This is a genomic window from Luteimonas sp. R10, assembly GCF_045689605.1.
Taxonomy (GTDB): domain Bacteria; phylum Pseudomonadota; class Gammaproteobacteria; order Xanthomonadales; family Xanthomonadaceae; genus Luteimonas.
Genome location: NZ_CP141262.1, coordinates 4,204,792 through 4,217,603 on the forward strand (window position 1 = coordinate 4,204,792; position 12,812 = coordinate 4,217,603).

The 12,812-nt window shown below is 71.9% G+C and carries 7 protein-coding genes; all 7 read left to right on the forward strand.

The annotated features are described in order from the left end of the window. Positions 1-56: 56 nt before the first annotated feature. The 7 genes from U3649_RS18380 to U3649_RS18410 all read left to right on the forward strand — a co-directional run bounded on the left by U3649_RS18380 (position 57) and on the right by U3649_RS18410 (position 12,745). The gene (locus U3649_RS18380) at positions 57-3,617 is read left to right on the forward strand and encodes a Calx-beta domain-containing protein (RefSeq protein WP_407352729.1); all 3,561 of its coding nucleotides are present in this window, start codon (positions 57-59) and stop codon (positions 3,615-3,617) included. A 348-nt stretch (positions 3,618-3,965) separates the two neighbouring features. Beyond that, positions 3,966-4,493: an ECF-type sigma factor gene (locus U3649_RS18385; RefSeq protein ID WP_407352730.1), complete on the forward strand. Its 528-nt coding sequence runs from the start codon at positions 3,966-3,968 to the stop codon at positions 4,491-4,493. 15 nt (positions 4,494-4,508) lie between these two features. Continuing rightward, positions 4,509-7,196, forward strand: a complete 2,688-nt coding sequence (locus tag U3649_RS18390) for a protein kinase domain-containing protein (protein ID WP_407352731.1) — start codon at positions 4,509-4,511, stop codon at positions 7,194-7,196. A 59-nt stretch (positions 7,197-7,255) separates the two neighbouring features. Then, positions 7,256-9,979, forward strand: coding sequence for a pre-peptidase C-terminal domain-containing protein (locus tag U3649_RS18395; RefSeq protein WP_407352732.1), 2,724 nt, complete (start codon positions 7,256-7,258; stop codon positions 9,977-9,979). A 276-nt stretch (positions 9,980-10,255) separates the two neighbouring features. Beyond that, positions 10,256-11,329 (forward strand): pyruvate dehydrogenase (acetyl-transferring) E1 component subunit alpha, encoded by a 1,074-nt coding sequence (pdhA, locus tag U3649_RS18400; RefSeq protein ID WP_407352733.1) that lies wholly within the window; start codon positions 10,256-10,258, stop codon positions 11,327-11,329. A gap of 38 nt (positions 11,330-11,367) precedes the next feature. After that, positions 11,368-12,402 carry an alpha-ketoacid dehydrogenase subunit beta gene (locus tag U3649_RS18405; protein WP_407354659.1) on the forward strand — a complete coding sequence of 345 codons (1,035 nt, stop codon included), beginning with the start codon at positions 11,368-11,370 and terminating at the stop codon, positions 12,400-12,402. A gap of 1 nt (position 12,403) precedes the next feature. Beyond that, on the forward strand, positions 12,404-12,745 hold the full coding sequence (locus U3649_RS18410) for an SH3 domain-containing protein (protein ID WP_407352734.1): 342 nt from the start codon (positions 12,404-12,406) through the stop codon (positions 12,743-12,745). Positions 12,746-12,812: the final 67 nt, after the last annotated feature.

Here is a 12,812-nt window from a genome sequence, read left to right on the forward strand (position 1 = left end):
AATCGGGCGGCCGGGGGGCGCCGGATCGAGCACATTCTTTCCAGGGGAGTACCACCATGCGCGGTATCTGTCGCCAGCTCGGGCTGGCCTTGCTTCTGTCGTGCGGCATCGGTGCCGTCCAGGCCCAGGTCGTCATCAGCCAGGTCTACGGCGGCGGCGGCAACAGCGGCGCCACCTTCACCAACGACTATGTCGAACTGTTCAACCGCGGCGCCGAGGCGGTGTCGCTGTCCGGCAAGTCCCTGCAATACGCCAGCGCCACCGGCACCGGCAACTTCGGCGCCGGCGCCTCGCAGATCGTGGTGCTGCCGGCCGACACGATCGAGCCGGGCCGGTACTACCTGGTCGCGCTGGCCGGCGGCAGCACCGGCGACCCGCTGCCCGCGGCCGAGGCCTCCGGCACCATCAACATGTCGGGCAGTTCCGGCAAGGCCGCGCTGGTCGACTCCACCGCCGGCCTGGGCTGCAACGGCGGCAGCAATCCCTGCTCCCCCGCGCAGGAAGCGCTGATCCTCGACCTGGTCGGGTTCGGCGGCGCCAACTATTTCGAAGGCAGCGGCACCGCGCCGGGCCTGAACAACTCCACCGCCGGCTTCCGCAACGACGGCGGCTGCGCCGACAGCGACGACAACGCTACCGATTTCGGCACCGGCACGCCGGCGCCGCGCAACGGCAGCGCGATTCCCAACGTCTGCGGCGGCGGCGGCGAGGCCTATCTCAGCATCGCCGACACCAGCGCGGCCGAGGGCGACGGCGGCGTCACGCCGTTCTTCTTCAGCATCAGCCTCAACCAGCCGGCGGGGCCGGGCGGGGTCAGCGTCGACTACGCCACCGCCGACGGCAGCGCGGTCGCCGGCCAGGACTACGTCGCCGAAAGCGGCACCGTGACCATCGACGAGGGCGAGACCTCGGTGACGATCACCGTCGACGTGCTCGGCGACGGCGATACCGAGCCGGACGAGACCTTCCACGTCGACCTCGACAACGCCGTCGGCGCGCTGATCGCGCGCGCGCAGGCCACCGCCACCATCCTCAACGACGACGTCACCACGCTGGCGATCCACGCCATCCAGGGCGACGGCCAGCTGTCCCCGTACGACGGCCAGGCGGTCGCCACCGAAGGCATCGTCACCGGACGCAAGAACAACGGCTTCTTCCTGCAGAGCGCCGACGGCGAGGACGACGGCAACCCGGCCACGTCGGAAGGCATCTTCGTCTTCACCGGCGGCGCGCCGCCGGCTGCCGCCGCGGTCGGCAGCCGGGTGCTGGTGCAGGGCACGGTGGACGAGTACGTTCCCGCGGCCGATCCGCACCAGCTGCCGCTGACGGAGATCGTCTCGCCGACCGTGGTCCTGCTGTCCGGCGGCCATCCGCTGCCGGCGCCGGTGGCGCTGACGACCGACGTGCCCAATGCCGACGGCGGGCTCGACCAGCTCGAGCACCTGGAAGGCATGCGCGTGACCGCGCCCAGCTTCACCGTGGTCGCGCCGACCGGCGGCTTCACCAACGAGCCGTCCGCCACCGGCACCAGCAACGGCCGCTTCGCGGTGGTGGTGACCGGCACCGCGCGCCCGTTCCGCGAGCCCGGCATCCAGGTCCCGGATCCGGACCCGCTCGGCAGCACCGCGCCGAACATCCCTCGCTGGGACTTCAACCCGGAGCTGATCGCGGTCAACAGCGGCACCATCGGCGCGCCGACCGCCGACCTGGCCGCCGGCTGCGAGATCGTCGACGGCTCGCTCACCGGCCCGCTCGACTACACCTTCCGCCGCTACACGATCTACCCGGAAGCCGAGCTGGTCGCCGAGTGCGGCGAGGCCGGCCAGCCGCGCGCGGCAACGGTCCCGACCGCCGACCACGCGACCTTCGCCACCTACAACCTCGAGCGCTTCTTCGACACCCACAACGATCCGGCCACCGGCGATCCGGTGCTGACGCCGGAAGCGCTGGAGATGCGCCTGAACAAGGCCTCGATCGCCATCCGCCGGTTCCTGCACACGCCCGACGTGCTCGGCGTGACCGAGGTGGAGAACCTGTCGGTGCTGCAGGCGCTGGCCGAGCGCGTCAACGCCGACGCCGTGGCGGCCGGCGATCCCGATCCCGGCTACGTCGCATGGCTGGAGGAAGGCAACGACGTCGGCGGCATCGACGTCGGCTTCCTGGCCCGCACCGGCGAGGTCGCGGCCGGCGTCGCCCGGGTCGAGGTGCTGTCGGTCGAGCAGGCCGGCGTCGGCGCGATGCTGTCCAACCCCGACGGCTCCAGCACCCTGCTCAACGACCGCCCGCCGCTGGTGATGGACGCCGTCGTCCACTTCGCCGACGGCCGCAGCCTGCCGGTCACGCCGATCGTGGTGCACCAGCGCTCGCTCAGCGGCGTCGACAGCGACGACGGCGGCAGCAACGGCTGGCCGACCGGCGGCGCGCGCGTGCGCGCCAAGCGCCAGGCGCAGTCGGAGTACCTGGCCGGGCTGATCGACGGCATGCAGGACGACGACCCGGCGCGCAACATCGTGGTGCTCGGCGACTTCAACGCCTTCCAGTTCAACGACGGCTACGTCGACGCGCTGGGCATGGTCACGGGCCAGCCGACGCCGGACGACGAGACCGCCGTCGAGGGCGATGGCGTCGACCTGGTCGATCCGGACCTGCACAACACCACGCTCGATGCCGACCCGGAGGAGCGCTACTCCTTCGTGTTCGACTACCAGGCGCAGTCGCTCGACCACGTGCTGGTCAACCGCGCGCTGCTCGATTCGGCGGACGTCGCCGGCCATGCGATCAGCCACGCCCGCATCAACGCCGACTTCCCCGAAGTCGCGCGCAACGATGCCGACACGCCCACGCGCCTGTCCGACCACGATCCGACCATGCTGCTCGTGCGGCTGCGGGCATCGACCTTCGCCGACCTCACGGTCACCGCCGAGGCGGTCGAGAGCAGCGCCGTGGTCGGCGAGGCGATGGCGTTCGCGGTCACCGTCGGCAACGACGGTCCGGACGCGGCGGCGTTCCCGGGCGTGGGCTTCTCGCTCGACGCCGAGCTCGACGACCTGGCGGTCTCGGCCCCGGACGGCTGGAGCTGCGACGCACCGACCAGCGGCAGCGACGTGACCTCCGTCGCCTGCACGGCCGACACGCTCGAGACCGGCGCCGACGCGGTCTTCGGCATCAGCGCCACCGCGCCGGAGAGCGCGCTGGGCGCCACCGTCACGCTGACCGCCGCGGCCACCTCGCAGACCCAGGACCCGGAAGCCGGCAACAACGATGCCAGCGCCTCGGTGGAGGTCACCGAAGCCGCGCCCGAGGCGATCGAGCTGCAGAACGGCGCCGCCGTCACCGGCATCGAGGGCGCCGCCGGCGACACGCACCTGTACCGCATCGAGGTGCCGGCCGGCGCGCGCAACCTGCGCATCCTCAGCTACGGCGGCAGCGGCGACGTGACCCTGACCGCGCGCCTGGGCGAGCTGCCGACCGACAGCGACTACGACGCGATCTCGTCGCGACCGGGCAACAACGAGACCATCCACGTCGCCGCGCCCGCGGCCGGCACCTGGTACATCCGCCTGCTCGGCGTACGTGCCCACGCCCGGGTCTCGCTGCGGGCCAGCTACGTCCCCTGATTCGATCGACCCTCTTCGTTCGCGCTTCTTGCGACCCCGGCTCCGGCCGGGGTCTTTTTTTGTTCTTCTCCCATTCGAGGGGACAGCAGAAGCCGCGGCAACGGATCGCCGGCCCGGCTCGCGGCGCCCTCCCTGCTCCGTCCCTGATTTGCGTGCCACCGATCAGGCGCTATAAGGTGCCAAGCGCGCGGGGCGAGCCGTTACCGGTCACGCGATGCACTGCGGCGCTGTTCCCCGGCGCCGCCCGGCCCGAGGGGAAACGGTCGCCGGCCATCGACACGGACTCCGTCAACCGTCCGAGAACCGATGCCGCCCCGACCGCGATTCCGCGATGCCCCAGACGTCACCATGCTGCTCTCGCGCTGGCATGCCGGCGACGACGACGCCGGCCGCGAGGTGACCGCACTGGTCTACCCGATGCTGCGGGCGATGGCACAGCAGGCACTGGCGGCCGGCGGCGGCCGGCTCACCCTGGACGCCACCGAACTGGCGCACGAGGTCTACCTGCGCCTGCTGCAGCAGGACCGCCGCTGGCACAACCGCGGCCACATGCTGGCGATCATCGCCCAGGCGCTACGCCGCGTCGTGGTGGACCTGATCCGCTACAAACAGGCGCAAAAGCGCGATTCCGGTGGTCCGCTGTTGGAACTCGACGCCACGGCCGCCGCGGTCGACGGCGGCCAGGTGCGATGGCTGGCGCTCGACGAGGCCCTGACCGCATTGGAAGCCCGCGATCCCGTCGCCGCACGTATCGTCGAGTGGCGTTACTTCGGCGGCATGAGCAACGACGAGATCGCACGGGAACTCGGCATCGGCGTGGCGACGGTCGGCCGGCACTGGCGGTTCGCCAGAGCCTGGTTGCACGCCGTGCTCTGACGGGCGCAGTCGCGGATGCAGCGCCGGGAACTGGTGGATTCGGATCGCTGGCGCGAGCTGAAACGGTTGTTCGAGGACTGCGGCCGGCTGGCACCCGGCGCACGCACGGCCAGGCTCGACGAGGTCGCCAGCCGCGATCCGGCGCTGGCGGAGACGCTGCGCGCGATGCTCGACGCCGACCTCGCCCACGACCGGCGTACCGACCGCGATCGCGCCGACCTGTTCGGGGCGACCATCGCCCTGCTGCAGGCCCCGCCGGTGGAGCCCGGCGGGCGGCTCGGCCCGTACGTCCTGCAACACGAACTCGGCCGCGGCGGCATGGGCGTGGTGTTCCTCGCCGAACGCAGCGACGGCCGCGTGCGACAGCTGGTCGCGATCAAGGTGCTGGCGCGCGATACGCTCGATGCCGGCACCCGGCGGCGCTTCATGCAGGAGCGCGAGATCCTCGCGACGCTCGACCACCCGCACATCGCCCGGTTTCTCGACGCCGGCGAGGCCGACGGCGGCGCACCCTACTACGTCATGGAATACATCGACGGCGTGCCGCTGACCGCGTACTGCGAGCGGCTGGCCCTTCCGCTTGCCGCGCGCCTGCGTCTGTTCGTGGACGTGGCCGATGCCGTCCGCCACGCGCACGGCAAACTGGTCCTTCACCGCGACATCAAGCCCGGCAACGTCCTGGTGACCGATGACGGCGTGGTCAAGCTGATCGACTTCGGCATCGCCAAGCCGCTGTCCGCGAACATGGACGCGACCGGCACCCGGCTGCGCTTCTTTTCGCCGCTCAACGCCGCGCCCGAACAGCTGCGCGGCGAGCGCCCGACCGTGGCCTGCGACGTCTACCAACTCGGCACGCTGCTCTACGAACTGCTGTGCGGGCGACCGATCTTCGACATCGACCGCATGACGCCGGCGGCACTCGAGGAGCACATCTTCGACCGCCTACCCGAGCCACCGAGCGCGGTCGCCGCCCGTGCCGGCGCCGAATGCGCGCGTGCGCACGGGTTCGCCGCCGCCACCGCCCATGCCGCCGCACTGCGCGGCGATCCCGACAACATCGTGCTGCAGGCCCTGCGCAAGGCGCCGCGCGAGCGCTACGCCTCCGTCGAACGGCTGGCCGAGGATGTCGGCCACTACCTGGCGCGGCGCCCGATCGCCGCGCGCCGCGACCACGCCTGGTACCGCGTTCGCATGTTCGTCAGCCGCCACCGCCTGGCCACCGCGACGGCGACGGCAGCCGCGACCGTGATCGTCGCGCTGCTGTGCACCCTCGCCCTGCAGGCGCAACGCCTGCAGCACGAACGCGACCTGGCGCAGCGCGGCCGCGAGCGCGCCGACACCACGGCCGGATTCCTGATCGACATCTTCCGCAGCGCCGATCCCGGCACCTCGCTGAGCCGCGACATGCCGGTCAGCGCGGTGCTGGCGGACGCAGAGGAACGCCTGCGCGTCGAGGTCGACGGTCCGCCGGGCATGCGCGGCCAGTTGCTGGTCGCACTGGCCGACGTGCGCCTGCGCCGCGGCGAGTACGCGCAGGCGCGGGTGCTGCTCGACGAAGCGGACACCATGCTGGCCCGACACCCGGGACGCGAGCACGACCCGCTGCGCCTGGCCCTGCTCGAGACCCGCGCCCGGGTGGAAGGCTCGGCGGGCTACACACGCCGCGCCTACGAGCTGGCGACCCAGGCCCTCGCATGGCACGAGCGCCTCGATACGCCGGCGACGCAGCGCTGGCTGGCGCGGCTCACCCAGGTTCGCTCCTTCGCCGAATACGGTCCGCCTTCGGTCGCAAGGCGCCACTACGAGGCGTTGCATGCCGACATGCTCACCGACCCCGACGTCGACGTACGGCGACTGGCGCAGATCGAGGTGCAACTGGCGCAGTTGCTGGCCGACCAGCTCGCATTCGAACCGGCGGCCGGACTGTTCGAGCGCGCCGTGGCCCGTTTGGAGCGATCGCTGCCGCCCGGTCACCCGGAACTGATCTGGATCCAGGGCGCCCGGGCGAGCTTCCGCAACGAGGCCGAGCACGGCAGCGATGCCGCGCTGGAGACATTGGCAGGGCTGTACGACGCCCAGGTCGCACTGTACGACGAACAGTCGACGGGCGCGGCGGTGATCCGCACCTGGACCAGCCGCGTGCATGCCCGCCGCGGCGACACCAACGCGGCGATCGCCGAAGCCGAACACGCCCACCGCCTGTGGACGCAGGTCCACGCGAACGCGCACGTCGACCTGGTGGACATCTTGGTCCTGCTCGGCGAGTACCGGCTCACGCGCGCAGCCCCCCGGGCGGCCGACACCCTCGAACAGGCCCTGGCCATGGCGCGCACGCTCTGGGGCGAAGACGCCTACCGAGTCGTGCTGCTGCGTGCACAGCTGGCCGCGGCGCGCATGCGCATCGATCCCTCGCCCGCTGCAGCGTCAGCCGCCGAGGCCCCGCTGCGCGCCGCGATCGCGGCCGATCCGGTGCTCACCCCGGGAAACGCCTGGCTGCACGTCGAGCTGGCGGCGGTGCAGGCGCGGCTCGGGCGGACGCGGGCCGCGCTGGCCACCATCGACCGGGCACACCCGCTGCTGCTGGCGCACCCGCGCCACCTGCGGCCGCTGCTGCAGCAGGCAGGGACGATCCGGCACCTGGCCGGCGCACGCCGCCCCATGCAAGGCGGACGAGCGGCCGCCGCCGCGCCCGATACCCGATGATCGATTCTCGCCCTATCCTGCGCGTATGGGGGAACCTGTCCTTCCGGAGTACGCCCGCCATGCCCCGTGACCTCCCGATCCGCGCCGTCGCCATGCGCGTGGCGGCGGCCCTGGCCCTGCTGCTGGCCGCGGCCACCGCGCTCGCCGCCGACTGGCAATGGCGCGCGCCGCTGCCACAGGGCAACGCATTGCGCGCCATCGCCTACGGCCACGACCGCTACGTCGCGGTCGGCGACGCCGGCACACTGGTGATCGCCGACGACGGCGACACCTGGCGGCGGCTGGCGCCGGCCACCCGCGCGTCGCTGCGCGCGGTGGCGTTCGGTGACGGCGTGTTCGTGGCGGTCGGCGACAACGGCGCGATGGTCCGCTCCGACGACGGCGAGCACTGGGAGGCGGTGGAGTCCGGCGTCGGCGACACGCTCTACCACGTCGCCCACGGCCCGGCCGGCTTCGTCGCCGCCGGCGGGCTGAGCCTGGTGGTCTCGCCCGACGGCCTCCAGTGGACCGGGATCGAACACGGCATCCAGCCGGACACCTTTCCGCCCTCGCTGCAGGGCGTGGCCTACGGCAACGGACGTTACGTGGTGCCGGTCGGCCTCGGGCCGATCACCAGCGAGCTCGCCCGCGTCCTGGTCTCCACCGATGCCGTGAACTGGACCATGGAGGCCTTCAACGGCCCGCCGGAAGGCGACTGGGGCGGCGGGCCGGTGTTCTTCCGCGGACTCGTCTTCGGCGGCGGGTATTTCGTCGCCGCCGGCATCCGTGCCGGCAACAGCCTCCCGGTGACCTTCCGCTCCAGCGACGGCGTGAGCTGGGAGTGGTTCCGCATGCCGGTCCACAACGGCTGGCGCCTGTACCTCAAGAGCCTGACCTACGACGCCGCGCATGGCCGTTTCGTCGGCCTGGCCAACCCCAACGACCCGCCACCCAGCCCGGACCTGTTCCCCACGGTGGTCGAGTCGGCCGACGGCGGCCAGTGGATGGTGCAGCAGGACCTGGTCGGTCCGCCGATCCAGCCGATCCGCTTCGCCCACGACCGGCTGTTCGGCTTCACCGCCCAGGGCGAGATCCACGGTTCCGCCGATGCCGGAGACTGGGCGCTGGCCACCGCGCCGGCACGGGCCTGGCAGATCCGCGCACTCGCCGGCAACGCCTCAGGCCTGGTCGCGGCCGGCAACGGACCTGCGGCCGACCCCGGACCGCTGCAGGAGCGGGAAGGCGTGGTGCTGCATTCCACCGACGGCGCCACCTGGGAGACCGCCGTGCTGCCCGCTGCCGCCGATCACGTGACCCGGCAGACCTATGCGGCGGCGGCCAGCGCGACCGCCTTCGTGGTCGCCGCCCAGGAAACCTCCGGCTCGGTGTTCGCGCCGCCCATCGTGCGCAAGGAGGTGCTGTACGTCCGCCAGGGCGGCGGCGGCTGGAGTCGGATCGACGTGGCAGCGCTCGGCGACGTCAGGACCCTGATCTCGGCTGCACACGGCGGCGGCACGCTGCTGGTCACCGGGCAGGACAGCGCTTCGAACGGGATCGTGCTGCGCTCGATCGACCATGGACAGACCTGGCAGCACCATGCAGTGGAGGGCACCACCGCTACCCCCGCCAGGATGGCGTACGGGGACGCCGGTTTCATTGCCGTGCCCTATGGCTCCGGCACCAACGCGCTGGTCTCGACCGACGGCATCCACTGGAACGCGGTCGAGACCTGGGAAGGCTCCGGCGCGTCCCTCTCGGACATCGCCTACTTCGACGGCACCTACCTGATCGCGGCCACGCGCTGGGAGGACGGTGCGCGGGTCGGCTGGCTGCTGCGCTCCCCTGACGGCGGCGCGAGTTGGCAGGCCGAACGCTTCGCCTCGCACGCGATCGCCGAACTCGGCGCCACCCCGTCCGGATTCGTGCTCTCGGCCACCGGCGGCGAGGTGCTGATGTCCGTCGACGGCATGGAATGGAGCGCTTCGTGGAGCGGCGCGCACTCGCCTGGCCCGGTCGCGGAAAGCGCGAACGGCCATCTCCTGCTGGGAACCGCCAACGGCGGCCTGCTGGAGTACATGGCCGCATCCGGAGCCGCCGACCTCGTCGTCGGTGCCGAAGCACTCGCCGACAGCGTGGCGGTCGGTACGACGCTGGCGTTCGCGGCCACGGTGGCCAACCGCGGGCCGGATGCGGCGGAGTTGCCGGGCATGGGCTTCGCGCTCGACGCGGCGCTGGACGATCTCGCGGTTTCCGGACCCGGCGGCTGGCGCTGCGATGCCCCCAGCCTCGACGGCGGCACCACCACCGTCACCTGCAGCGCCGATGCGCTCGCCGCCGATGCCGATGCCGTGTTCGGGATCAGCGCCACCGCGCCGCCGAGCGCACTCGGCGGCACCGTCACTCTGGTCGCCGCGGCCGCCGCGCAGACCGGGGACCCGAACGAGTCCGACAACGCCGCCGATGCCTCGATCGCGGTGACCGGCGGCGCCGTTCCCGAACTGCAGAACGGCGTCGCCGTCACCGGCATCGAGGGCGCCGCCGGCGACACGCACCTGTACCGCATCGAGGTGCCGGCCGGCGCACGCAACCTGCGCATCCTCAGCTACGGCGGCAGCGGCGACGTGACCCTGACCGCGCGCCTGGGCGAGCTGCCGACCGACAGCGACTACGACGCGATCTCGTCGCGACCGGGCAACAACGAGACCATCCACGTCGCCGCGCCCGCGGCTGGCACCTGGTACATCCGCCTGCTCGGCGTGCGTGCCCACGCCCGGGTCTCGCTGCGGGCCAGTTTCACGCCCTGATTCTTTAAGTTCCGCCCACCTTGCGACCCCGGCCTCGGCCGGGGTCTCTATTTTCGAGCCGCCCCGATCCGCCGGAACGGGCCGCCCGCTTCCTCTCCCCCGCGAGCGGGGAGAGGGAGCGGGACCCGGCGGCACATGCCGGGTACCGCACGTCCGGAATGCCGGCGCATCCGCGGCCGCAGCAGACCCGCGCGCCGGTGTCATGACGCAACGCGCAACGGCCCGTTACATGGGAACGGTTACCATCGACGGTCTCAGTCAACGACCGCTCAGCACATGACCGTCGCCGCGACATTCGAAATCGAACACCTGCAATACCTCGGCCCGGACGGCAAGCCGACCGCCGATTTTCCCGCCGCATTCAGCGATCCCGGGGCGCTGCTGCCGCTGTTCAAGCAGATGCTGTTCGTGCGCATCTTCGACACCAAGTCGATCGCGCTGCAGCGCACCGGCAAGCTCGGCACCTACGCCTCCTGCCTCGGCCACGAGGCCACCCACATCGGCATCGGCGCCTCGATGCGGCCCGAGGACGTGTTCGCCCCCAGCTACCGGGAGTACGGCGCCCAGTTCATGCGCGGCGTGCACCCGCGCGAGATCCTGATGTACTGGGGCGGCGACGAGCGCGGCAACGACTTCGAGGTGCCGCGCCATGATTTCTCCTGGTCGGTGCCGATCTCCACCCAGTGCCTGCACGCGGCCGGCGCTGCACTGGCGTTCAAACTGCGCAAGGAACCGCGGCTGGCCGTGGCCTGCTGCGGCGACGGCGGCTCGTCGAAGACCGACTTCTACGCCGCGCTCAACTCCGCCGGCGCCTACACCCTGCCGCTGGTGCTGTGCGTGATCAACAACGGCTGGGCGATCTCGGTGCCGCGCTCGGCGCAGACCGGCGCCAAGACGCTGGCGCAGAAGGGCATCGCCGGCGGCCTGCCCTGCCTGCAGGTGGACGGCAACGACCTGGTGGCGGTGATGGAGGGCATGCGCCGCGCCACCGAGCGCGCCCGCAACGGCGAGGGCGGCACCGTCATCGAGTTCCTCACCTACCGCCTGCATGACCACACCACCGCCGACGACGCCCGCCGCTACCGCTCCGAGGAGGAAGTGAAGGCCGCCTGGAAGCGCGACCCCATCCCGCGCCTGCGCGCCTTCCTCACCGCGCGGAAGCTCTGGGACGAGCCGCAGGAAAAGGCCTGGGCCGAGGAGTGCGGCAAGCGCGTCGACGCCGAGATCAACGCCTACCTGGAATCGAAGGTGCAGCCGGTCGAGGCGATGTTCGACTACCTCTACGCCGACCCGCCCGCCGACCTGCTGGCACAGCGCGAAGCCGCCATCGCCCTGGAGAAGCGCTCGTGAGCGCCGCGAAGTCTCCATCCGCGAAGAAGTCCTCCCCTGTGGGAGTGGCGGCGGCAAGCCGCCGCCGGGAAGTCGCGACGCCCGCGAAGACGGATACCCCGATCACCCTGATCGAGGCCATCACCCAGGCCCTGGCCTGGGAGATGCGCCACGACGACGCGGTGGTGGTGCTGGGCGAGGACGTCGGCGTCAACGGCGGCGTGTTCCGCGCCACCGCCGGCCTGCAGCAAACCTTCGGCCCCGAGCGCGTGCTCGACACGCCGCTGGACGAGACCACCATCGCCGGGCTCACCGTCGGCATGGCCGCGCAGGGCATGAAGCCCGTGGCCGAGTCGCAGTTCGACGGCTTCATGTATCCGATGGTCGACCACATCGTCTGCCACGCCGTGCGCCTGCGCTACCGCACCCGCGGCCGCCTGCACTGCCCGATGGTGCTGCGCGTGCCCTGGGGCGGCGGCATCCGCGCGCCCGAGCACCACAGCGAGGCCAACGAGGCGATCTTCACCAACGTGCCCGGCCTGCGGGTGGTCATGCCGTCCTCGCCGGCGCGCGCCTACGGCCTGCTGCTGGCCGCGATCCGCGACCCGGACCCGGTGATCTACTTCGAGCCCAAGCGCATCTACCGCCAGTACAAGGAACTGGTGCCCGACGACGGCGAGGCGCTGCCGCTGGACGTGTGCTACGTGCTGCGCGACGGCTTTGATGTCACCCTGGTCACCTGGGGCGCGCAGGTGAAGGAGACGCTGGAAGCCGCCGACCGGCTGGAAGAGGACGGCATCTCCGCCGAGGTGATCGACGTGGCCACGCTCAAGCCGCTCGACTTCGACACCATCGCCGAGTCGGTCGCCAAGACCGGCCGCTGCGTGATCGTGCACGAGGCGGCCAAGACCGCCGGCTTCGGTGCCGAGATCGCCGCGCGCCTGGCGGAGGAATCGATGTACGACCTGCTGGCGCCGGTCGAGCGCGTCACCGGCTACGACACCCACATCCCGCTGTTCCGGCTGGAGATGAAGTACCTGCCGAGCGTGGACCGGATCGTCGCCGCGGCGAAGCGGGCCGTGGCGGCGGGCTGAGATGCGGCGCGCGCGCGTCATCGCCGCGCACCGCGCCCCGGATCGCCCGGCGATGCGGATGAAGGCGGGCGAGACGGTGACGCTCGGCGAACGCGACGCGGAATGGCCGCAGTTCGTCTGGACCACGCTCGCCGGCGGGCTGGGCGGCTGGGTGCCGGCGGCGCTGTTCGACCGCGGGCACGGCGAGGCGACGGCGCAGGCCGATTACGAAACGCTCGAGCTCGACGCCGACCCGGGCGAGCTACTGAGCCTGCAGCGCGAGCTCGCCGGCTGGTGGTGGGCCGAGAATGCCGACGGCGCGCACGGCTGGATCCCGGCGCGCGTACTGGAATACCTGGACTGAAGCAACACCGGCACGGACCCGCGGCCGACGCCAACGGAAATCCGCCGGATCGAAGAGGACCGAAACC